Source organism: Klebsiella sp. HC6, from assembly GCF_022605325.1.
GTDB classification, from domain to species: domain Bacteria; phylum Pseudomonadota; class Gammaproteobacteria; order Enterobacterales; family Enterobacteriaceae; genus Klebsiella; species Klebsiella terrigena.
The window spans coordinates 1-20,796 of sequence record NZ_CP093279.1; the positions used below are offsets into that span (position 1 = coordinate 1).

At 58.4% G+C, this 20,796-nt stretch carries 21 protein-coding genes and 1 riboswitch; of the genes, 7 read left to right on the forward strand and 14 right to left on the reverse strand.

Translation table 11 applies throughout. From position 1 onward, the window contains the following. Positions 1 to 36 precede the first annotated feature (36 nt). Complete coding sequence (locus tag MMW58_RS30095) at positions 37 to 3,045, reverse strand: Tn3 family transposase (protein WP_004118541.1); 3,009 nt, start codon at positions 3,043 to 3,045, stop codon at positions 37 to 39. Between the two features lie 160 nt (positions 3,046 to 3,205). Here MMW58_RS30095 and MMW58_RS30100 point away from each other — a divergent pair, with 160 nt between their 5' ends. Together MMW58_RS30100 and MMW58_RS30105 are read left to right on the forward strand one after the other, a co-directional pair. Beyond that, positions 3,206 to 3,763 carry a recombinase family protein gene (locus MMW58_RS30100; protein ID WP_004118540.1) on the forward strand — a complete coding sequence of 186 codons (558 nt, stop codon included), beginning with the start codon at positions 3,206 to 3,208 and terminating at the stop codon, positions 3,761 to 3,763. Positions 3,764 to 3,894: 131 nt separating this feature from the next. Continuing rightward, positions 3,895 to 4,227, forward strand: coding sequence for a DMT family transporter (locus MMW58_RS30105; RefSeq protein ID WP_004118538.1), 333 nt, complete (start codon positions 3,895 to 3,897; stop codon positions 4,225 to 4,227). Between the two features lie 353 nt (positions 4,228 to 4,580). On the opposite strand, the gene nhaA is transcribed toward MMW58_RS30105, so the two are convergent. Beyond that, the gene (gene nhaA / locus MMW58_RS30110) at positions 4,581 to 5,729 is read right to left on the reverse strand and encodes a Na+/H+ antiporter NhaA (protein ID WP_011977829.1); all 1,149 of its coding nucleotides are present in this window, start codon (positions 5,727 to 5,729) and stop codon (positions 4,581 to 4,583) included. A gap of 274 nt (positions 5,730 to 6,003) precedes the next feature. Then, positions 6,004 to 6,378 carry a fluoride efflux transporter CrcB gene (crcB, locus tag MMW58_RS30115; RefSeq protein ID WP_004118534.1) on the reverse strand — a complete coding sequence of 125 codons (375 nt, stop codon included), beginning with the start codon at positions 6,376 to 6,378 and terminating at the stop codon, positions 6,004 to 6,006. A 77-nt stretch (positions 6,379 to 6,455) separates the two neighbouring features. Then, positions 6,456 to 6,526: riboswitch (Fluoride riboswitch) on the reverse strand. Between the two features lie 380 nt (positions 6,527 to 6,906). Between crcB and MMW58_RS30120 the strand changes: the two genes are divergently transcribed. Next, complete coding sequence (locus MMW58_RS30120; protein ID WP_001549953.1) at positions 6,907 to 8,103, forward strand: MFS transporter; 1,197 nt, start codon at positions 6,907 to 6,909, stop codon at positions 8,101 to 8,103. Positions 8,104 to 8,174: 71 nt separating this feature from the next. On the opposite strand, the gene MMW58_RS30125 is transcribed toward MMW58_RS30120, so the two are convergent. Then, positions 8,175 to 9,002: a universal stress protein gene (locus tag MMW58_RS30125; RefSeq protein ID WP_004118529.1), complete on the reverse strand. Its 828-nt coding sequence runs from the start codon at positions 9,000 to 9,002 to the stop codon at positions 8,175 to 8,177. A gap of 18 nt (positions 9,003 to 9,020) precedes the next feature. Beyond that, complete coding sequence (locus MMW58_RS30130; RefSeq protein WP_001549885.1) at positions 9,021 to 10,499, reverse strand: SulP family inorganic anion transporter; 1,479 nt, start codon at positions 10,497 to 10,499, stop codon at positions 9,021 to 9,023. A gap of 483 nt (positions 10,500 to 10,982) precedes the next feature. On the opposite strand from MMW58_RS30130, the gene MMW58_RS30135 reads away from it, so the two are divergent. From MMW58_RS30135 to arsC, 3 genes are all read left to right on the forward strand, one after another. After that, complete coding sequence (locus MMW58_RS30135; protein ID WP_001549886.1) at positions 10,983 to 11,336, forward strand: metalloregulator ArsR/SmtB family transcription factor; 354 nt, start codon at positions 10,983 to 10,985, stop codon at positions 11,334 to 11,336. A gap of 95 nt (positions 11,337 to 11,431) precedes the next feature. Then, entirely contained in the window at positions 11,432 to 12,715 is a 1,284-nt protein-coding gene (locus MMW58_RS30140; RefSeq protein WP_241723829.1) for an arsenic transporter, read from the forward strand. 49 nt (positions 12,716 to 12,764) lie between these two features. Continuing rightward, entirely contained in the window at positions 12,765 to 13,193 is a 429-nt protein-coding gene (gene arsC, locus MMW58_RS30145) for a glutaredoxin-dependent arsenate reductase (protein ID WP_004118526.1), read from the forward strand. Positions 13,194 to 13,199: 6 nt separating this feature from the next. On the opposite strand, the gene MMW58_RS30150 is transcribed toward arsC, so the two are convergent. The 7 genes from MMW58_RS30150 to MMW58_RS30180 form a co-directional block, all read right to left on the reverse strand. Then, on the reverse strand, positions 13,200 to 13,757 hold the full coding sequence (locus MMW58_RS30150; protein ID WP_004118524.1) for a recombinase family protein: 558 nt from the start codon (positions 13,755 to 13,757) through the stop codon (positions 13,200 to 13,202). Continuing rightward, positions 13,751 to 14,122: a hypothetical protein gene (locus MMW58_RS30155; protein ID WP_003100853.1), complete on the reverse strand. Its 372-nt coding sequence runs from the start codon at positions 14,120 to 14,122 to the stop codon at positions 13,751 to 13,753. Before MMW58_RS30155 ends, MMW58_RS30150 begins: the two co-directional genes overlap by 7 nt. Next, on the reverse strand, positions 14,119 to 14,619 hold the full coding sequence (locus tag MMW58_RS30160) for a hypothetical protein (RefSeq protein ID WP_003100856.1): 501 nt from the start codon (positions 14,617 to 14,619) through the stop codon (positions 14,119 to 14,121). Before MMW58_RS30160 ends, MMW58_RS30155 begins: the two co-directional genes overlap by 4 nt. Beyond that, positions 14,616 to 14,942 carry a hypothetical protein gene (locus tag MMW58_RS30165; RefSeq protein ID WP_003100858.1) on the reverse strand — a complete coding sequence of 109 codons (327 nt, stop codon included), beginning with the start codon at positions 14,940 to 14,942 and terminating at the stop codon, positions 14,616 to 14,618. The genes MMW58_RS30160 and MMW58_RS30165 overlap by 4 nt, the downstream gene beginning before the upstream one ends. 254 nt (positions 14,943 to 15,196) lie before the next feature. Continuing rightward, positions 15,197 to 15,553, reverse strand: a complete 357-nt coding sequence (locus tag MMW58_RS30170; protein WP_000215515.1) for a cupin domain-containing protein — start codon at positions 15,551 to 15,553, stop codon at positions 15,197 to 15,199. Continuing rightward, positions 15,543 to 15,944 carry a HepT-like ribonuclease domain-containing protein gene (locus MMW58_RS30175; RefSeq protein WP_001293886.1) on the reverse strand — a complete coding sequence of 134 codons (402 nt, stop codon included), beginning with the start codon at positions 15,942 to 15,944 and terminating at the stop codon, positions 15,543 to 15,545. Before MMW58_RS30175 ends, MMW58_RS30170 begins: the two co-directional genes overlap by 11 nt. Further along, positions 15,941 to 16,231, reverse strand: a complete 291-nt coding sequence (locus MMW58_RS30180) for a nucleotidyltransferase family protein (RefSeq protein WP_001247892.1) — start codon at positions 16,229 to 16,231, stop codon at positions 15,941 to 15,943. The genes MMW58_RS30175 and MMW58_RS30180 overlap by 4 nt, the downstream gene beginning before the upstream one ends. A 158-nt stretch (positions 16,232 to 16,389) precedes the next feature. Between MMW58_RS30180 and MMW58_RS30185 the strand changes: the two genes are divergently transcribed. Further along, positions 16,390 to 19,356: a Tn3-like element ISPa38 family transposase gene (locus MMW58_RS30185; RefSeq protein ID WP_003100881.1), complete on the forward strand. Its 2,967-nt coding sequence runs from the start codon at positions 16,390 to 16,392 to the stop codon at positions 19,354 to 19,356. 123 nt (positions 19,357 to 19,479) lie between these two features. Here MMW58_RS30185 and arsH read toward each other — a convergent pair whose 3' ends face one another. After that, the gene (gene arsH / locus MMW58_RS30190) at positions 19,480 to 20,193 is read right to left on the reverse strand and encodes an arsenical resistance protein ArsH (RefSeq protein ID WP_025801347.1); all 714 of its coding nucleotides are present in this window, start codon (positions 20,191 to 20,193) and stop codon (positions 19,480 to 19,482) included. Between the two features lie 5 nt (positions 20,194 to 20,198). Further along, the gene (locus MMW58_RS30195; protein WP_001549890.1) at positions 20,199 to 20,531 is read right to left on the reverse strand and encodes an ArsR/SmtB family transcription factor; all 333 of its coding nucleotides are present in this window, start codon (positions 20,529 to 20,531) and stop codon (positions 20,199 to 20,201) included. Positions 20,532 to 20,796: the final 265 nt, after the last annotated feature.

Below are 20,796 nucleotides of genomic sequence, written 5' to 3' on the forward strand. Positions count from 1 at the left end.
ATAGGGGTTCGAGGTTCAATCGTGTAAAAAACCACGTTAAGGCAATAATTCATTGTTTGAATTGAAATTTAATGGCCTCAACTCTCCCTTCAGAATATTTTCCGGCAGCGTGAACGTATAATGTCCCAGCATGTTGATATGACCGTACATCAGTGGCGACAGGCGTGAGATATGCTCGTCTTCCGGGATCTCACCAGCGCTGCGCAAATGTGATAGCGCTTCCTGCATATAAAGCGTGTTCCACAATACAACTGCGTTAGTGACAAGCCCCAGCGCACCCAGTTGATCCTCCTGCCCCTCACGGTAACGTTTTCTAATCTCACCACGTTGGCCGTAACAGATCGCCCTTGCCACGGCGTGACGGCCTTCTCCCCGGTTAAGCTGAGTCAGTATCCTGCGACGATATTCTTCATCATCAATGTAGTTGAGGAGGTACAGCGTCTTGTTGACCCGTCCCACCTCCATAATCGCCTGCGCCAGCCCTGACGGACGGGAACTTTTTAAAAGCGAGCCCACAAGTTCTGAGGCGTGGACTGTACCCAGCTTCAGAGAACCGGAAACCCTCATCATTTCATCCCATTGGGTTTCTATCTTTGACAGTTCAACGCATCCCCGCGCCAGCTCATCCAGTACCCCGTAGTTCGCATTTTTATCTGCACGCCAAAATACCGCCTCACCGGCATCTGCCAGGCGGGGCGAAAACTGGTAGCCCAGCAGCCAGAACAGGCCAAAGATAATGTCGCTGGACCCTCCAGTGTCCGTCATAATCTCCACCGGATTCAGCCCCGTCTGCTGCTCCAGAAGCCCTTCCAGCACAAAGATAGAGTCACGCAACGTACCGGGGATAACGATGCCGTGAAAGCCGGAATACTGGTCAGAAACAAAATTGTACCAGGTGATCCCACGCCCTGAGCCAAAGTATTTTCTGTTAGGGCCAGAGTTCAGCGTTTTTACAGGAGTGACAAAGCGCATCCCATCTGCAGAAGCCACTTCTCCGCCGCCCCAGCGCTCAGACAGTTCCAGCGTGGACTGAAAATCGACCAACCGGGCATTAGCGCTGACCAGCGTTTCAGCCCGAATGTAGTTTTGTTTTACCCAGCTCAGACGGTGGCGGGTCAGTGCCGGAATACTGTGTTTGATCAGCGGTTCATGTCCGATATTGCAGGCTTCAGCGAGCAGTACGGCACACAGGCTGATGTTAAGATCCTGAGCACGGGCTTCAGACTCACTCACATGAGTGAATTCGCGGGTAAAACCAGTCCGGGCGTCAATTTCAAGCAGCAGCTCTGTCAGATCAACAGGGGGGACCAGCTGCCTGACGCGGCTGTTCAGAAGAATCAGCGGCTGCGGTTCTTCCAGTTTTTCCAGACTGCTGATGGTCAGGGACGGATATTTACCCTGATGACAGATGCTCACGGCAGCATTCAGCTCAAAGCGTGAGGCCACCGTTTTCCAGGTTTCGTCCAGTTCGGTTGCCAGCTGTTTAACGGCATTTCCACCATCGGTGGGGTGTCCAAGCGCCCGGCATACGGCGATCCGCTGAGCCTGCCATTCTTTCCCCTGAAGAAACTTCTGACGCGGATCGCCCCAGCGATCGCTGTTCTCCAGCCAGATATCGCGGCGACGCAGCGAATCCTGAAGGCGTTCCAGCAGGCACAATGAGTATCCTGCACGCTGTATCCGGCCTTCGGAGTCGTACACCAGACGTTTCCAGGGACCTGTAATGATCTGCTCAGGCGCATTCTCCAGGAGGCGTTTTTTCGAACCACTCAGTTCGGCCAGGTAATGTATGGCCGATAGCGTATTTTCGCCGGCAGGGGCAGACTGAAAATGTAAATCACGCAGCATCGCTGGCAGAAAGCGCTTAACCCGTCCATATTGCTCGACCATTTCATCCTGGAAATTTGTGTCCTGCGGGCGGGCAAGCTCATTGACTTTACCTACGGATTCCGCCAGCCGGTTCTTTGGTACGTGGCTGAAAATAGTCTGACGCAGCGCTGCGTCATCCATTTTATCATCCAGTAAAAGCGTACATGCATGTGCCAGAAGTAGCGCCGCGCGATCAAGATCTTTGAGCGTTCTGAGCCGTTTTTTCTGCCCGGTTTGCTTCGCTGAACGCGTGATATTGAGGATCAGCAGATCCAGAACATCGACAGCCTCATCGAGTGCCAAAATTTCCTGTGCTTTAACAAACGCGGTCAGGATGGCCAGCCGCCGTTCCTCCGGCATTCTGGCGATATATTTTACCGAAGCCATGCCAGCATAACGAGCCAGGTTGCGGAGTTGAATTGCAGGCAGCCCGGCAAAATTCAGCCGGGAAAACTCCAGGCTGCGCAGGCGTGTGTAGCGCTGAAGTGCGTCAGTAAAGGCCGGACCACTGACGTTGACGGGCCCTTTTCGTATCTGCTCCATCACGGAAACCCGCTGTCCTTCCGGTATGACAAGCAGACCGGCCAGTTGCTCAGTCTGCCAGCTGTCAGGTAATGCAGCCAGTCTGCGCCACAAACGCCTGCTTGCCCGCTCACGAATTTCGCCAATGAGCCTCGTCAGCGCTGAGGCTGCGGGCAACAATACTTTATTCTGGAGCAACCATGCCGTGGCAAAATCGAACATCAGACCGGGGCGCTCGTTACTGAGCCATGTGCGGATATAAAGCAGACGTTTCAGTCTGAACGACCAGGGGAAATCGCCAAAATCATGGTAGTCAGAGTGTTGCCTGATCAGCCTTTGATGCTCCCAACGGGTATTCTCTCTCTGGGCGTATCGGGCCATGATCTCAGGGCGATGAATGTTCAGCTGTAATGCAACGTAATTTCGGACGCCGGGAGGTATTTGCAAGGGATCGGTCTGGAAGGTTCCCAGAAAACGGGCCGTGGTTAGCTGAAGGGCAATCCCAAATCGGTTATGTTTCCCCCGGCGCTGATTAATAAAAACAAGATCGCGTTCATCAAGATGAAAATACCGGGCCAGCTGAACCTCGTTAGGCTCGGCGGCATACCGTCCGTAGTTTTCGGTCTGTTCACTGGTCAGAAAACCGTCACTCATCCCGCATCCTTTCGTAAGGGTATCGCTCTGCTCAAATTTTGATAGTCTCAGATATTATAAGTTTTGAGACCTTTTAAAGTGCGTGCTTACATGAGTATCAAAAATCGTGTTTTATGCTTTATGATACTACGCAGTATCAGTATCGATTTGTGAGACCAATATGGCATTACTGGGATATGCAAGGGTATCAACGAGCCATCAGAAACTGACGGCGCAGATCATGGAGCTGAAATCTTCAGGCGTCAGAGATGACCGGATTTTTACTGACATGATGTCGGGCGCCACGGACGAACGTGAAGGGTTACAACGGCTGCTTGCCCGTGCCGAAAAAGATGACATTATCATGTGTACCAAAATGGACCGGCTTGGCCGCAACACAGCGGATATGATCCACATTGTTGATGCCTGCTATAAAAAGGGAATAGCCATCCGGTTTCTGGAGAATGGACTGAGTACTGAAGGCACGATGGGTAAAATGGTCATTCAGATCCTTGCTGCCGTTGCTGAAGCTGAGCGGGAGCGGATCCTGGAGCGCACAAACGAAGGCCGGGTCATCGCCATGGCGGCAGGCGTCAGGTTTGGACGGAAACCTCATCACAAATCGGCCGCCGCACTGGAGCTTATCCGGCACGAAACGCCCATTAAACTGGTGATGGAGAAAACCGGCATATCCAGGGCCACCTATTTCAGGTTAAAAAAACTGGGCCCAGGCAGTTAACCCGACGCAGGCAGCGATTTTTTCCTGTGCCGGAAAGGGTTTCGCGGTTGATGCTGATGATCCCCTGCTTAAAAACAGAGTTAACATTGCCCACAATATTGCTGGTTTTGATGAGCCGTTAAAGGAGTTTTATGAATGGATGGATGTATCTGGTGATTGCCGGCATAGCCGAAGTCTTTTATGCCGCGTCAATGCTCCGGACTGAGGGATTTACCCGGATCTACCCCAGTATTTTTTGCCTGACATTTATCGGTGTGAGCATGTACTTTTTGTCCCTGGCAACACGGACTATTCCTGTAGGAACCGCTTATGCGGTCTGGGTCGGGATTGGTGCTTTAGGGACAGCAGCGTACGGAATAATTTACTTAAATGAAGATAAGGGCCTGTTACGCATTGCCTGTTTCGGACTGATTCTGGCGGGTATCATTGGCCTGAAAATTCTGGCAGGACACAAGCAGCTGTAGGTTCTCATCCATAAACAGAACTCCGGGGGCATTCTGATTTTAGACATCAGCATGCCTCTCCCTTTCCCCTTTTTGAAATGGGACATTACCCGCTACATTAATAACAGGCGAGAGAACCGACATAACCGGGGGCGGCCAGGAAAAGTTGCCATGATTGACAAAAAGACTGCTTTTTGTTTGTACCTGCATGATTAACGGTGCGAATTTTTTCGGCAAACTATAAATGCGGGCACCAGTGTGATGATAAGCACCTGAATAAATGCCGACGGTAATGAAGGTGGCCCTGTTGATTAATAAGTTTGCAGGGAAATAAAAATCCCCGTCATCACGGGGATTTTCCGGACCCGAATGCGTTACCGGGAAGGATGCGAAGGAGAAAAGCGCAGTATCAGCATACCCGCCAGTGCTGCCAGTACAGAGCCGGCAAGTACCCCCACCTTGACCTCGTCCACCAACAGGGGGCTTTCTGCAAACGCCAGGTTGCCGATAAACAGGCTCATGGTAAACCCTATTCCGCACAGGACCGATACGCCGTAAACCTGCAGCCAGGTACTTTTTTCAGGCCGTTTTGCCAGGCCCAGGCTGACGGCCAGCAGCGACAGGCCGAAAATGCCCGCCTGCTTGCCAACAAACAGGCCCAGCGCAACGCCGACCGGTACCGGCGACATCAGGTCATCAGCCGTCATACCGGAGAGCGCGACCCCCGCATTTGCGAAGCCAAACAGCGGCAGTATCAGAAACGTCACCCACGGATTGATGCCGTGCTCCAGCCGGGCAAGAGGGGATTGTTTATCCGGATCGGTTACCCGCAGCGGGATAAAGAGCGCCAGCAGGATACCCGCGATGGTGGCGTGCACCCCGGACTGAAGCATGAAAAACCACAGCACGCCCCCCGCCAGCAGATAGGGAAACAGCCGGGTAATCCCGGCACGGTTCATGATAAACAGCAGAGCAACCGTGACCGCCGCACCGGCCAGCATCAGAAACGAAATATTACTGGTATAGAAGAGCGCAATAATAGCCACTGCGCCCATGTCGTCCAGAATAGCCAGCGCCGACAGGAAAATTTTCAGCGAGGCAGGTACGCGACTGCCCAGCAGTGCCAGTACCCCGAGCGCAAAGGCAATGTCCGTGGCGGCAGGAATTGCCCAGCCAGCGAGGGTTTCATCGCTGCCCGCATTAAACCATACGTAAATGGCCGCAGGCACGGCCATCCCGCCCAGCGCGGCAAATCCCGGCAGCGCGCGCTGGCCCCAGGTGGCAAGCTGACCGGTGAGAAGCTCGCGCTTGATTTCCAGGCCGACCATCATGAAGAACACGGCCATCAGGGCGTCGTTTATCCAGTGCTCAACGGAGAGGCCGGCGGCGTTGTATTTCAGGAATACCTCATATCCCTCCCTGAGCGGAGAGTTAGCCACGATGATAGCGGCTGCTGAGGCGATGATGAGCACGATGCCGCCGGCTGCGGGCGAGCTGAAAAATGCAGATGGCACTTCTGACATCCTCTTTTTATTTCTGTCTGGGATTTCTGACACACTCCCTCCCTTTATTCAAAAAAAACAGGCCTTCCCCTGATATACAACCGCTGGTTATCAGAGGATAAGCCGGCTGAGCTACGCTGAAGATATAAAAAATACGATAATTAATTGCTGATAAATTAACGAATTAGCGTGACGTTAATTTTATCATAACGTCCGGCCCGCTTCAGGCGGAAGAGGTAAAGCCCTGTAAAGCTGCCGCAGGCAGGGGCATTTTTATCCGTCATCAGCCACACGCTCACAGCAGCCATGTGACGACAAAAAAACCCAGGGCAGTCATCAGAATGGAGCCGGTTACGTGTACCAGCAGTGAAGTAAACGCCCAGAAATAATTACCGGACTGCAGCTGTGAGAATATTTCCAGGGAAAACGTGGAAAACGTGGTCAGCCCACCGCACAGCCCGGTGATAACAAGTAATCGCCAGGCCGGATCCAGGTCAGGATGGCGCATGAACCAGGCCAGCGACGCACCAATGATAAATCCGCCCGCAAGGTTCACTACCAGCGTGCCCGGTGGCAGGTCAGGAAACAGGCTGTTCAGGCGTGCGCCAAGCAGCCAGCGGATCAGGCAGCCAGCGGATCCACCAATGATAATGGCCAGATAAGATTTCACGGGGTTTACCTCTGTGTCAGAGGGAGTATGCAGGCTGATGATACGGGGCGGCCTGACATACTCCCGGTTAAAGGGGAGTAATATCAGGCGTCATCAGCTTCTCAGGGGAAGCGGTTGGGTAAGGTGGAACGCCATCACCTCGCCGCAATTCTGGCCCGGTCACGGGCGTTAATCAAGCGGCTATCCACTGTTTTTGTGCGACTCCCCCTGCGGCGGGCATGAGGAGCCCGTTTTCAGGCTTGACCTGAAGAGCATTAAAAATTATCGTTTCGGCAGCATTTTATATCTGACTGTGAGTCATGCACATTACGCCACCCTGAGTTTCTCTTCGCCCGTCCTTTATCAGAGAGCCTGCCGCGACAGCCAGTCCGCGCCGGGTACCGTTCTCTCATATCCGTTACGGGACTGCCACCTTTCACGGTGAACCCGCGTGTACCTGCTTCAGGGACGCAGGCGCCGTGTCCGCAGCAGCCGGTACGGACACGTCGTGATTAATCGGCGGGCTGCAGCCCGCCTTCAGGGATATTCATGCGTCAGCTTTTTCGGTTTATGTTTCATCACGCCTCTCACCTTACGTTCGGTGCGATGCTGATGGCCATGTCCAGCTTTGGACAGACCTATTTTGTCTCACTTTACGGGCAGGATTTTCGTGAGGCCTTTGGGCTCACCGACGGCGGACTGGGCGGCCTGTACGCAATCGGAACGGTGATGAGCGCCATCACGCTGACCTGGGCCGGACGGCTGATTGACTACACCACGACCCGCCGCTTCACGCTGGCGGTCACCCTTTTGCTGCTCACGGCCTGCCTGCTGGTTTCCGGCGCACAGGCGGCGTGGATGCTGTGCATCGGGTTTTACTTTCTGCGCCTCGGCGGCCAGGGACTGATGGTGCATACTGCGCTGACCGCAACGGCGCGCCAGTTCCCCCTTGATGCAGGCAAGGCGCTCGGCGCCATCGCGCTGGGGCTCTCGCTGGCGCAGGCCGTTTTTCCTGTGATTGCGGTGCAGATAAGCGCGCTGACGGGATGGCGCGCTGCCTGGGGCATCAATGCCGGAATGCTTGTTGCCGGCGTGGGGGTCGCGCTGATGTTTTTGCCCCGCGGGAAAGAGAAGCCGCTGCGTACGTTCAGAAAGCGGGGTGAGGAGAAAGAAAAAGAGGCGCCGGTATGGCGAAACCGCAACCTGCTGCTGGCGCTGCCTGTCGTGCTGGCCTCCCCCTTTATCACCACCGGCTTCTTCTTCCACCAGGCGAGGCTGGCACAGGAGAAAGGCTGGGAGCTGTCGTGGGTGGCGGTATGGTTTATTGCCTATGCCATTACCCAGGCGGTATCGCTGCTGTCGTTTGGCCCGCTGATTGACCGGCTCTCACCACGCAGGCTGCTGCCGTGGTTTCTGATGCCACAGGCCCTGGCCATGCTGGCGCTATGGCTCAGCAACGGTCAGTGGGTGACGCCTTTTTACCTGATTATGACCGGCGTATCGTCGGCCATTGCCTCAACGCTTGCCACCGCGCTCTGGGTACAGCTGTTTGGTCCGGCGCAGCTGGCCAGGGTGCGCTCGGCGGTTGAGGCAGGGACGGTGATTGCCAGCGGGGCATCCCCGGTAATCATGGGCGTGCTGATAGATAACCATGTCACCCTGCATCTTCAGGCCCTGTTCTGCCTGGTCTACATTCTTGGCGCCAGCCTGCTGGCCACCGGTATCAGGACGGATGCGCCGCAATAACGCGCCTTTACCTTCATACCCGTCATCCTCTTTCCCCTGTGAAGGCGGGCCTGATATCAGGCCCGCCTGTTTCATCGCAGCATCAGCAGGGGCTGACGGCTTTCAGACAGCATTTCCGTGGTGTGGCTGCCAATAAAGAATCGCCGTAACCGGGAGTGCCCGCAGGCCCCCATTACCGTGAGGTCGATATCATGGGCGTCCGCGTAGCGGCACAGCGCCCCGGTTACGGACTCGTCTTCCAGCAGGCGTGTCTCGGTCGTGATACCGGCTTCCTGAAGAACAGCCTGCGCATCCTGCAGGGCTGACATGTCACCGTTGACCATCACGATATGACAGCTCAGGCCGTGCAGCAGCGGGCTGACCGTCAGGCGCGTCAGGTTTTTACGGCTCTCACTGCTGCCGTCGTACGCAAACATCACCCGCGCCGGCGGCGTAAACGTCTCCGGCACAATCAGCACCGGGTTTTTCTGCAGGCGAATGACGCTTTCCAGATGGCTGCCTACCTGATTCTGCGTCCCGCGGCGCCCCAGCACCATCAGCCGGACTTCGCCCAGCTCCGCCAGGATTTCGTCCAGTGCGCCGTGCTTTTGCAGCAGCTGTGCGTCCGGCTGTCCGGTCTGCTTCAGGAGCTCCGCACAGCCGGCCAGCACGGCCTTGCCCTGCGCCATCAGCAGCCGGCTGCGCTCACCCTCGACGCGGACCAGCGCTTCGGTCAGCTGCTCCCGGCTGTCAATACCAATGCTCCCGGTCAGGTCAGACACGGCGGGAGTCTCACTCTTTTCGAGCACGTGCAGCAGCGCCAGCGGCGCGCCAAGTTTACCGGCTGCCCAGGCAGCATACTCACAGACCGGCCGGGTTGACGGCGAGCCGTCAACGCAGGCAATAACGGTGTTATTCATGATGCTTTCTCCAGTAAATTAATGGCCACCCATCAGCTTTTCCACTTCTTCAGGCTTGTCATGCACTCCGAAGCGGTCAACGAGGGTGCGGGTCGCGTCATTCATACCCTTGATCTCCACTTCCGTGCCTTCGCGACGGAACTTGATAACCACCCGGTCCAGCGCGCTCACGGAGGTGATATCCCAGAAGTGGGCGTGCGTTACGTCAATCACCACGCGCTCCACCGCTTCACGGAAGTCGAAGTGGCTCATAAAGCGATCGGATGAGGCAAAGAATACCTGGCCGGCTACGGTATAGGTGCGGGTGTCGTCCTTCAGCTCAGAGGAGACCGCCATAAAGCGGGCGACCTTGGTGGCGAAGTTCAGCGAGGCAATCAGCACGCCGGTGAGCACGCCAAACGCCAGGTTATCGGTCGCCACCACCACCACCACGGTGGCCAGCATCACCACGCTGGTTGACAGCGGATGGCTGCGCAGGTTGCTGATGGAGCGCCAGGAGAAGGTGCCGATGGAGACCATGATCATCACCGCCACCAGAGCCGCCATGGGTATCCGGGACACCCAGTCGCGCAGGAACACCACCATCAGCAGCAGCACCACGCCGGCGGTGAGCGTGGAAAGCCGCCCGCGCCCGCCCGATTTGACGTTGATCACCGACTGGCCAATCATCGCGCAGCCCGCCATGCCGCCGATAAAGGAGGTGCAGATGTTGGCCACGCCCTGCGCCTTGCACTCGCGGTTTTTATCGCTCGGCGTGTCGGTCATGTCGTCCACGATGGTGGCGGTCATCATCGACTCCAGCAGCCCCACCACGGCAAGTCCTGCCGAGTACGGCAGAATAATCATCAGCGTGTCGAGGTTAAGCGGGATATCCGGGATCAGAAACACCGGCAGGCTGTCCGGCAGTTTGCCCATGTCACCCACGGTGCGCACGTCCAGGTGCAGCCACATGGAAATGGCGGTCAGCACGATGATGCAGACCAGCGGCGAGGGAATGGTTTTGTTCAGATACGGGAAGAGATAAATGATGCCCAGGCCCGCAGCGGTCAGGGCATAAACGTGCCAGGTGACGTTGGTCAGCTCCGGCAGCTGCGCCATAAATATCAGGATGGCCAGCGCGTTCACGAAACCGGTGACCACCGAGCGGGAGACGTAGCGCATCAGGCTGCCCAGCTTCAGGTAGCCGGCCGCCAGCTGCAGTACGCCGGTCAGCGCCGAGGCCGCCAGCAGATACTGCAGGCCGTGGTCTTTTACAAGCGTGATCAGCAGCAGCGCCATCGCACCGGTGGCGGACGATATCATTGCCGGACGGCCGCCGAGGAAGGCCATAACCAGGGGAATACAGAACGCAGAGTAGAGCCCGACCTGCGGGTCGACTCCGGCGATGATGGAAAAGGCGATCGCTTCGGGAATAAGCGCGAGCGCGACCACAATACCGGCAAGGACGTCACCACGGACGTTACCCAGCCAGTCCTTACGCGTCGAGGACAGCAGCATAGTCATTTCTCAGTTTTTGATTACGGTCAGCCCGTGAGGGCAAAAATTTTACGTACGAAAAAGCACATCCGCAGACGGGATGTTTTTGAGTGCGCGCCGAAGTTTATTCAGTGCGACAGAGGAGGGGTACGACTCAGGGTGGCGTAAGACGCATGGTGGTGTTTATCACTCCTTCACGGCTGACAGAGCAGCGCGGGTAATCAGAAAGACCGGATGAACAGACGTTCAGTACCGGCCACAAATGCCCGCCGGGCAGATGAACCACGGCAAAAAGCGCTTTTTACTCTACACGAATTGTTAACGGGGTCAACGCGCAGGGCAAAAACGCTGTTCATGGAATGCCGGTCAGGCGCATCCGGACGGAAAGTCCTTCTGCATGCTCAGGCTCGTCCGGCGTTCGCACATACATATGATTAAGTGAATATAAATTTGACGGAGAAAGTTTCACAGGTACACTCAGGTCAGTCACAATAAGGAGTCACCATGCCACCCGTGTCCCCCCTGCAGCTTTTTAAAAGCCTTTCCGACGAAACCCGACTCAGCCTCGTGCTGCTGCTACGCGAAAAAGGGGAGCTCTGCGTCTGTGAACTTACGTCCGTGCTGAAAGAAACTCAGCCCAAAATCTCACGGCATCTGGCTCTGCTGAGAGAAAACGGGCTGCTTACCGACCGGCGGGACGGAAAATGGATCCACTATCGTCTGTCGCCTCATATGCCGGCGTGGGCAGCGGCGGTTATCGAACAGGCTTATCTCTGCCAGCGGGATGATATCCGCCAGCTCAGCCGGCAGGCTGAACGCGATAACGCCACCACCAACGGCAAGCCTGTCTGCATTTAAAAATTTACCGGTATATATCTGGATTATCGAATATATTACGCATCGAAAATTTATCAGTCCGGTTTAACAGGCATTTGTATTCAATAGGAGCGGGTATGTTTCTGGCAGGTGCGATTTTCATCCTGACGCTGGTACTGGTCATCTGGCAGCCGAAGGGGCTGAGCATTGGCTGGAGTGCCGTCATCGGTGCGGCGCTGGCGCTGCTGACCGGCGTGGTGCACATCGGTGATATTCCGGTGGTCTGGCAGATTGTCTGGAACGCCACGGGCACGTTCATTGCGGTCATCATTATCAGCCTGCTGCTCGATGAGTCCGGCTTTTTTGAGTGGGCCGCGCTGCACGTTTCCCGCTGGGGAGGCGGCAGGGGCCGGCTGCTGTTCACGTATATCGTTCTGCTGGGTGCCGCAGTGGCGGCGCTGTTTGCCAATGACGGAGCCGCGCTAATTCTGACGCCGATCGTTATTGCCATGCTGCTGGCGCTGGGATTCACTCCCGGCTCCACGCTGGGGTTTGTGATGGCAGCGGGCTTTATCGCTGACACCTCCAGCCTGCCGCTCATCGTATCGAACCTGGTGAACATCGTAACGGCTGACTTCTTTACGCTGGGCTTCAGCGAGTACGCATCCGTCATGGTGCCGGTGAACATTGCCTCCATTGCGGCCACGCTGGTGATGCTTCATCTCTTTTTCCGCAGGGACATCCCGGTCACCTATGACCTGGCGAAGCTGAAGGCACCGCGGGAAGCCATCCGGGATGCACGAACCTTTAAGGCTGGCTGGGTGGTTTTGGTTCTTCTGCTGGTTGGCTTTTTTGCTCTGGAGCCGCTCGGCGTGCCGGTCAGCCTGGTGGCGGCGGTGGCGGCGTTTATTCTCTGGCTGGTTGCCCGCAAAGGACACGTGATTGACGCCGGCAGGGTGCTGAAAGGCGCGCCCTGGCAGATCGTTATCTTTTCGCTGGGCATGTATCTGGTGGTATACGGACTGCGTAACGCCGGACTGACTGATTACCTTTCCGCCGCCCTGAACCGGTTTGCAGAGCACGGCGTATGGGGCGCAACGCTCGGCACCGGCTTCCTGACGGCGGCACTCTCGTCCGTCATGAACAACATGCCCACCGTGCTGGTTGGCGCGTTGTCGATTGACGGTAGTAGCGCACAGGGCGTGGTGAAGCAGGCGATGATTTACGCCAACGTCATCGGCTGTGACCTCGGCCCGAAAATAACCCCTATCGGCAGCCTCGCAACCCTGCTGTGGCTGCACGTGCTGGCACAGAAAAACATCACCATCAGCTGGGGCTATTACTTCCGCGTGGGCATCGTGATGACCCTGCCGGTGCTTTTTGTCACGCTGGCCGCGCTGGCCCTGCGCCTGTCTGTTTAACTTTAACCCCGGGGCTGCGCCCGTGCAGCCCCTTTACGGAGTACCGCTTATGACTGACATTACCATTTACCACAACCCGGCCTGCGGGACATCCCGCAATACCCTGGCGCTTATCCGTAACAGCGGCGCCGAACCCACGGTTATTCTGTATCTGGAAACGCCGCCGTCACGCGATGAGCTGAAGAAGCTGATTGCGGATATGGGCATCGGCGTGCGCGACCTGCTGCGCAAAAATACCGAACCGTACGAACAGCTCGGCCTGGCAGAAGACCGCTTCAGCAATGACGAACTGCTCGATGCCATGCTGGCTCATCCGATCCTCATTAATCGCCCGGTGGTAGTGACACCGCTCGGCACGAAGCTGTGCCGTCCCTCCGAAGTGGTTCTGGACATACTGCCGGACCCGCAGCAGGGCGCGTTTACCAAAGAGGACGGCGAAGCCGTCATTGATGGGGTCGTCTCAGAAAACGGAAAATAAAGCACGCTAAGCGTGCGTGGAGGCTGGCACCCAGCGGTACAGCGTCGGAATGGACACGCCGAGGTTCTTGGCCACGTCCTTGGGCGGCACCCCGCTGGCCAGCAGCTTCTTGGCCGACTCGATCTTGCTGTCGGTCATCTTCGGCTTGCGGCCGCCTTTGCGGCCGAGCTGCTTGGCGACTTCCAGCCCGGCGCGGGTGCGCTCGACGGTCAGCTCGCGCTCCATTTCGGCAAGGCTCGCCATGACGTGGAAGAAGAACCGCCCGGATGGTGTGCCGGTGTCGATGGAGTCGGTGAGGCTCCTGAACTGGACACCGTGCTTGTGCAGCTCGCCGACCAGATCGACCAGTTGCTTGACCGACCGGCCCAGCCGGTCGAGCTTCCAGACGACCAAAGTATCGCCTTCGCGCAGCATTTCGAGCGTCTTGGCCAAGCCAGGCCGGTCTGCCCGCGTGCCACTCACCTTGTCCTCGAAGACCTTTTTACATCCGGCCTTGCTCAAGGCTTCGCGTTGCAGCTCCAGGTTCTGATCCTGCGTCGAGACGCGCGCATAGCCAATCAACATGGCTTGTCTCGCGCCCGGTCGATGCGTTCCTGCATCGCCTGCATCACTTCTTCGTGGGTGTACGATCTGGCGTTGGCGTCGGTGGCTTGCCGCAGGGCTTCCTCAACCTCGCGCGTCATCCGCTCGTAATCCTCCGGCCACAGCGCTTGCTCCATGCGCAGCGACGCCTGACCCAGCAGGTGCAGCAGGCTGAACAGCCGCATGTCGTTGGTGGCGACGATGCGCTCCCGAATCTGCTCCTGAATAGCTTCGCTAGCCCGATGCGCTTGTGGTGTGGCAGTCCCCTCGTAGTCAGCGGGGAATTCCGCTTCCTCGGCAATCCTTGCCCAGGCGCTGGCCAGCGCCTCGATGGTTGACGTGCTCATTTCCGCCGCTCCTGTGCTCTTTGGCGAATCAACCGGCCAAGGGGCCTCGACGCGAAAACCAGCAGCATCACGCCTATCGGATACCAGGTCGAGAAGACCACCAAGGCATCGAAGGCTGGCCGTCCGGTGTTGGTAGGCAGTACGGCGGTCACAGCCATCAACCCGCCGACCGTCCAGATGATGCGCCACACGTAGGGCATCACGCGGGGCACGTAGCCGTCATCGAAAGCGGTCTGGTAGTAGCGGCGCAGGCCGCGCTCGGCAAGCGCCTGGCGCTGCCGCTCCGACAGCGCATCCGTCCGGCCATACCAGCGCCGGAATGGTGGACAGCGCAGCAGCAAAGGGGTGAAGAGGATCATCACCGCCACGATCGCGACACCCCACGCCATGACGGCGCCGGCATCGGGCCGCTTGGCGTTCTCGATCACGGGCGCGAAGACGCCCGGAGCACCGATCATCCAGAACAGCGCAATGTGCTGATGGAAGGAGAGCTTCATTTGCTCATCCACTTGCGCAGCAGGCGCTTTTTCAGGGAGGCGCGTTCTTGCGGGTTGCGTCCCTTGTGATTGGCGATGCGATCCGCCGTGGCGGCCTGGCGCTTGACGGGCCAGTAGGAGCGGCCATCCTTGCCCATCGACCAGACGCTGCTGGCCTGGTTTTCCAGCAGGGGCAGATGGGCGCTCAGGGCTTCGGGCGACGCGCTGGTCAGCGCCGTGCGCTCACGGGTGCGCCAGCGCTGATGCCAGAGCTTCTTGTCCTCGCGCTCGCTGCCGCAGGTCGTGTGCCCGACGATGGGTGTTTTGCGGCGGCTGCGGCTCATAACGTAGTGGTCTCCAAGAACATTCAGGACTGATCCCAGGCGTCGATGGTCAAGACCTGATCGGCAGGACAGGCGGCTACGCGGTCGGGAACTGGATGGTGTTCAGTCTCATGCCGACCCCATTCGATTGATCGCGTCGCTTGCGGCACGCTGCGACGCAAGGAGGTTTGCGACCTGGTTTAGCAGCCGTGTCCGCTGCATGTCTGTTACCTATCTCCCCGACCGCTCATTGGACCAACTCCAGAGATTGGGCTCTATCGCTCAGCCAATACGAAACCGGCATTGGCTGATGCCACAACCGAGACTAACACAAATGGCTCGGTACCTGTATTTCGCGCCCCGTGCACTTGGCCCGGTCTTGCCACGGCTATCTCACCTTCCCTGAGGGCACGAACAATCCCATTGCCCTGAAAGTAATCAGCCATTCCCGACAAAACAGTCCACGTGTCTTGGCCGTGAGGATGAATGTGAGCCGCAATTTCCTGCCCGGGATGGACATGCCAAACCACGATAATTGAGTCTCGGGTTTCAAGCACAACGGAACGAATAGGCTCGCCTTCGGACGGCTGAACATACTCGGCTACAGAAAATATTCTCGATTCAACAGTCATCGGAGATTCCTCTTTCACAGTTGTCGTTACGGTCTTCATCGTCGGCATCCTGACGCACGGCGGGCAATTGCTGGAGCAACGCCGGCAGCCATTCCTGTACCGTCTCCCACACCACATCGAGGTTGATGTCGAAATAGCCGTGAGCCATGCGATTACGCATATTGCGCATGCTGCGCCACGGCACGTCGGCATGCGCCTGGGTGAACTCGACGTAGCCATCCATCACCTTTGTGGCCGCCTCGCCGATGACGATCAGGCTCATGATGACGGCCTGCTGGGTGCGCTTGTCGGCCAAGAAGTCGTCCTTGGCCATCCCTTCCACGAAGCTGCGCGCATCGGTTGCGGCCTGCTGAATGTGGTCGAGGTAATCGGGCAGGCGGTTCTCGCTCATATCGGTTGCGCCTCCGCGAGCACCTTGGCCCGGAACTTCGGCGGCAGGTCGCCGGGAGTCAGCAGATCGACGTCAACGCCGAGCAGCGATTTCAGTTCTTCTTCCAAATCGCCCAAGTCCAACAACGTGGCACCGGGCAGCGCATCGACCAACAGGTCGAGGTCGCTGCCATCCCGGTCGGTGCCATGCAGCACCGAGCCGAAGACGCGCGGGTTCGCGGCGCGAAAGCGGCCTACCGCTTCACGCACTGCGCTTCGCTTCATGTCAAGCACAACAGACGGTCGCATGCGCATCCTTTCTTATCGAAACTCGTTGAGATGATATGCAATCAAGAATAGAATTTCAAGAACTATTTTCGAGAATCGCAATGCCTTGATTCCCGTGCCGCGCCGGTTGCCTTGGCGGGCTTGTCACAAACCTACGTTTTCAAGAAGAAGGAAACCGCATGCCCCGCCGTTCGATCCTCTCCGCCGCCGAGCGCGAAAGCCTGCTGGCGTTGCCGGACACCAAGGATGAGTTGATCCGTCACTACACGTTCAGCGAAAGCGACCTCTCCATCATCCGGCAGCGGCGCGGCCCGGCCAATCGGCTGGGCTTCGCGGTGCAGCTCTGCTACCTGCGCTTTCCCGGCGTCATCCTTGGCGCTGATGAGCCACCGTTCCCGCCATTGCTGAGACTGGTCGCCAACCAGCTCAAGGTCGGCATCGAAAGCTGGGACGAGTACGGGCAGCGTGAGCAGACCCGACGCGAGCACCTGGTCGAGCTGCAAACGGTGTTCGGCTTCCAGCCGTTCACGATTGGCCACTACCGGCAGGCTGTCCAGTTGCTGACCGAGCTGGCCATGCAAACCGACAAGGGCATCGTGCTGGCCAGAGCCTTGATCGAGCACCTGCGGCGGCAGTCGGTCATTGTGCCCGCCCTCAACGCCGTCGAGCGGGCGAGCGCCGAAGCGATTACCCGCGCCAACCGGCGTCTCTACGACGCCTTGGCTGAGCCGCTGACGGACGTGCATCGCCGTCGCCTCGACGATCTGCTCAAGCGCCGCGACAACGGCAAGACGACGTGGCTGGCCTGGCTGCGGCAATCCCCGGTCAAACCGAACTCGCGGCACATGCTGGAACACATCGAACGCCTCAAGGCGTGGCAGGCGCTCGACCTGCCCTCCGGCATCGAGCGGCTGGTTCACCAGAACCGGCTGCTCAAGATCGCCCGCGAGGGCGGCCAGATGACGCCCGCCGACCTGGCGAAGTTCGAGCCGCAGCGGCGTTACGCGACCCTGGTGGCGCTCGCCATCGAGGGCATGGCCACCGTCACCGACGAAATCATCGACCTGCATGACCGCATCCTGGGCAAGCTGTTCAATGCCGCCAAGAACAAGCATCAGCAGCAGTTCCAGGCATCCGGCAAGGCGATCAATGCCAAGGTGCGGCTGTTCGGGCGCATCGGCCAGGCGCTGATCGAGGCCAAGCAAGCGGGCCGCGATCCGTTCGCCGCCATCGAGGCCGTCATGTCCTGGGATGCTTTCGCCGAGAGCGTCACCGAAGCGCAGCGGCTCGCGCAACCCGAGGACTTCGATTTCCTGCACCGCATCGGCGAGAGCTACGCCACGCTGCGCCGCTACGCGCCGGAATTTCTCGACGTGCTCAAGTTGCGGGCCGCGCCCGCCGCCAAGGACGTACTCGACGCCATCGAGGTGCTGCGCAGCATGAACAGCGACAACGCCCGCAAGGTGCCCACCGACGCGCCGACCGAGTTCATCAAGCCGCGCTGGCAGAAGCTGGTGATGACCGACACCGGCATCGACCGGCGCTACTACGAACTGTGCGCGCTGTCGGAGCTGAAGAACGCGCTGCGCTCCGGCGACATCTGGGTGCAAGGCTCGCGCCAGTTCAAGGACTTCGAGGACTACCTGGTGCCGCCCGCGAAATTCGCCAGCCTCAAGCAGGCCAGCGAATTGCCGCTGGCCGTGGCCACCGATTGCGACCAGTACCTGCATGACCGGCTGACGCTGCTGGAAACGCAGCTCGCCACCGTCAACCGCATGGCGCTGGCCAACGAGCTGCCGGACGCCATCATCACGGAGTCGGGCCTGAAGATCACGCCGCTCGATGCGGCGGTGCCCGATACCGCACAGGCCCTGATCGACCAGACGGCGATGATCCTACCGCACGTCAAGATCACCGAATTGCTGCTGGAGGTAGACGAATGGACGGGCTTCACCCGGCACTTCGCCCACCTGAAGTCAGGCGACCTGGCCAAGGACAAAAACCTGTTGCTGACCACGATCCTCGCCGACGCGATCAACCTGGGCCTGACCAAGATGGCGGAATCGTGCCCCGGCACGACCTACGCCAAGCTGGCCTGGCTGCAAGCCTGGCACATCCGCGACGAAACCTACGGGGCGGCACTGGCCGAGCTGGTCAACGCGCAGTTCCGACATCCCTTCGCCGAGCATTGGGGCGACGGCACCACGTCATCGTCGGACGGCCAGAACTTCCGCACCGGCAGCAAGGCCGAGAGCACCGGCCACATCAATCCGAAATACGGCAGCAGCCCAGGGCGGACGTTCTACACCCATATCTCCGACCAGTACGCGCCGTTCCACACCAAGGTCGTGAACGTCGGCGTGCGCGACTCGACCTACGTGCTCGACGGCCTGCTGTATCACGAATCCGACCTGCGGATCGAGGAGCACTACACCGACACGGCAGGGTTCACGGACCACGTCTTCGCGTTGATGCACCTGCTGGGCTTCCGCTTCGCCCCGCGCATTCGTGACCTGGGCGACACCAAGCTCTACATCCCGAAGGGCGATGCCACCTACGAGGCGTTGAAACCGATGATCGGCGGCACGCTCAACATCAAGCACGTCCGCGCCCATTGGGATGAAATCCTGCGGATGGCCACCTCGATCAAGCAGGGCACGGCGACGGCCTCGCTGATGCTCAGGAAGCTTGGCAGCTACCCGCGCCAGAACGGCCTGGCCGTCGCCCTGCGTGAGCTGGGACGCATCGAGCGCACACTGTTCATCCTGGACTGGCTGCAAAGCGTCGAGCTGCGCCGCCGCGTGCATGCCGGGCTGAACAAAGGCGAGGCGCGCAACGCGCTGGCCCGCGCCGTGTTCTTCAACCGCCTGGGGGAAATCCGCGACCGCAGCTTCGAGCAGCAGCGCTACCGGGCCAGCGGCCTCAACCTGGTGACGGCGGCCATCGTGCTATGGAACACGGTCTATCTGGAGCGGGCCGCGAACGCCTTGCGTGGCCACGGTCAAGCCGTCGATGACGGCCTGTTGCAGTACCTGTCGCCGCTCGGCTGGGAGCACATCAACCTGACCGGCGATTACCTCTGGCGCAGCAGCGCCAAGATCGGCGCGGGCAAGTTCAGGCCGCTACGGCCGCTGCAACCGGCTTAGCGTGCTTTATTTTCCGTTTTCTGAGACGACCCCATTGATGAGCACGGGAACCGCGTCAGCCACTGATTTTTTACCAGGCTGCGGGCATAACAGTGTGGAAAAAGCCGGCATCTGCCGGCTTTTTTATATGCTGCGCTGGTTGACCCGCTCAGAAAGCTGCGCGGCACTCTCTTTCCTTTCGCTGTAGCGGTCGGTGAGATAATCACTGCGACCGCGCGTCAGCAGGGTGAACTTCATCAGTTCCTCCATGACGTCCACTATGCGGTCATAATACGAAGAAGGCTTCATGCGGCCATCCTCATCAAACTCGGCCCAGGCTTTTGCCACGGATGACTGATTCGGGATGGTGATCATCCGCATCCAGCGTCCAAGAATACGCATCTGATTTACAGCGTTGAACGACTGTGAGCCGCCGCTGACCTGCATGACGGCCAGGGTTTTTCCCTGTGACGGGCGGACCGCGCCTGACGTCAGCGGTATCCAGTCAATCTGGGCCTTCATGATGCCGGTCATGGCCCCGTGACGCTCCGGAGAGCACCAGACCATGCCTTCCGACCAGAGAACCAGCTCCCGCAGCTCAGCCACTTTCGGGTGCGTCTCCGGCGCATCATCGGGCAGTGGCAGGCCGGACGGGTTGAAAATTTTCACCTCCGCGCCCATGGCCGTCAGCAGCCGGGCACCTTCTTCCGTTGTCAGCCGGCTGTAAGAGCGCGCCCGCAGCGAGCCGTAGAGCATCAGGATGCGGGGCGGATGCGTTATCTCTCTGGCCTTCAGCTTATCTTCCGTCAGCGGCGCGTCCAGGAGGGCCGGATCGATATTTTTCAGGGCATCAGTCAGGTTGTTCACAATGGGGTCTCTTCGGGAGTCTTTGCGGGTGACAGACTGCAGCTGCCGCCTGCGCAGCATTCTTCTGTCAGAAAGGCCATCAATTGCTCAAGCTGCGCATAGCAGGGCCTGCAGAACAGGGTACGACTCTGCCGTTCCTGGCTTATGAGTCCAGCGGATATCAGCGCTGAAAGATGATGGCTGAGCGTGGAGGCAGGAATCTCAAGGTGCTTCTGCAGTTCGCCAACCGGCAGGCCTTCATGACCCGCCCTGACCAGCTCCCGGTATATGCTGAGACGTGTCGGGTGGCCCAGTTCTCGAAGTGCGTTTGCAGCAGTGTTTAAATCCATAATACCTCCTTTATCTATATTTCCAGAATAATAGAAATATAGCCTGCGTCAATCGTTTCTGCCGTGAGGGTACCGCTTTCCCAATCATGCTCTGTCCGCCAGGTTATGGGGGGCAGAGCCAGAGCACTACCGAAATCCTTGCGAATACCCGTGCAGGGAATAATTTCCGCCCCCTTTATGGCCGGAAAAAAAACTGATAAACGTCGCCTTTTCAGAAGGTTGCTTTCTTAACGTGGTTTTTCGCATGGTTGGACCTCAGACCCCG

What these genes read in the sequence shown, in the direction of transcription:
- MMW58_RS30150 (WP_004118524.1), bottom strand. Translation starts at nt 13,757, where the DNA reads ATGTTGATTGGCTATGCGCGCGTCTCGACGCAGGATCAGAACCTGGAG.
- MMW58_RS30175 (WP_001293886.1), bottom strand. Translation starts at nt 15,944, where the DNA reads ATGAGCGAGAACCGCCTGCCCGATTACCTCGACCACATTCAGCAGGCC.
- MMW58_RS30100 (WP_004118540.1), top strand. Translation starts at nt 3,206, where the DNA reads ATGGCATTACTGGGATATGCAAGGGTATCAACGAGCCATCAGAAACTG.
- MMW58_RS30120 (WP_001549953.1), top strand. Translation starts at nt 6,907, where the DNA reads ATGCGTCAGCTTTTTCGGTTTATGTTTCATCACGCCTCTCACCTTACG.
- MMW58_RS30165 (WP_003100858.1), bottom strand. Translation starts at nt 14,942, where the DNA reads ATGAGCCGCAGCCGCCGCAAAACACCCATCGTCGGGCACACGACCTGC.
- MMW58_RS30130 (WP_001549885.1), bottom strand. Translation starts at nt 10,499, where the DNA reads ATGCTGCTGTCCTCGACGCGTAAGGACTGGCTGGGTAACGTCCGTGGT.
- MMW58_RS30195 (WP_001549890.1), bottom strand. Translation starts at nt 20,531, where the DNA reads ATGGATTTAAACACTGCTGCAAACGCACTTCGAGAACTGGGCCACCCG.
- MMW58_RS30125 (WP_004118529.1), bottom strand. Translation starts at nt 9,002, where the DNA reads ATGAATAACACCGTTATTGCCTGCGTTGACGGCTCGCCGTCAACCCGG.
- arsC (WP_004118526.1), top strand. Translation starts at nt 12,765, where the DNA reads ATGACTGACATTACCATTTACCACAACCCGGCCTGCGGGACATCCCGC.
- MMW58_RS30140 (WP_241723829.1), top strand. Translation starts at nt 11,432, where the DNA reads ATGTTTCTGGCAGGTGCGATTTTCATCCTGACGCTGGTACTGGTCATC.
- MMW58_RS30170 (WP_000215515.1), bottom strand. Translation starts at nt 15,553, where the DNA reads ATGACTGTTGAATCGAGAATATTTTCTGTAGCCGAGTATGTTCAGCCG.
- MMW58_RS30160 (WP_003100856.1), bottom strand. Translation starts at nt 14,619, where the DNA reads ATGAAGCTCTCCTTCCATCAGCACATTGCGCTGTTCTGGATGATCGGT.
- MMW58_RS30095 (WP_004118541.1), bottom strand. Translation starts at nt 3,045, where the DNA reads ATGAGTGACGGTTTTCTGACCAGTGAACAGACCGAAAACTACGGACGG.
- MMW58_RS30105 (WP_004118538.1), top strand. Translation starts at nt 3,895, where the DNA reads ATGAATGGATGGATGTATCTGGTGATTGCCGGCATAGCCGAAGTCTTT.
- MMW58_RS30155 (WP_003100853.1), bottom strand. Translation starts at nt 14,122, where the DNA reads ATGAGCACGTCAACCATCGAGGCGCTGGCCAGCGCCTGGGCAAGGATT.
- MMW58_RS30185 (WP_003100881.1), top strand. Translation starts at nt 16,390, where the DNA reads ATGCCCCGCCGTTCGATCCTCTCCGCCGCCGAGCGCGAAAGCCTGCTG.
- MMW58_RS30180 (WP_001247892.1), bottom strand. Translation starts at nt 16,231, where the DNA reads ATGCGACCGTCTGTTGTGCTTGACATGAAGCGAAGCGCAGTGCGTGAA.
- nhaA (WP_011977829.1), bottom strand. Translation starts at nt 5,729, where the DNA reads ATGTCAGAAGTGCCATCTGCATTTTTCAGCTCGCCCGCAGCCGGCGGC.
- MMW58_RS30135 (WP_001549886.1), top strand. Translation starts at nt 10,983, where the DNA reads ATGCCACCCGTGTCCCCCCTGCAGCTTTTTAAAAGCCTTTCCGACGAA.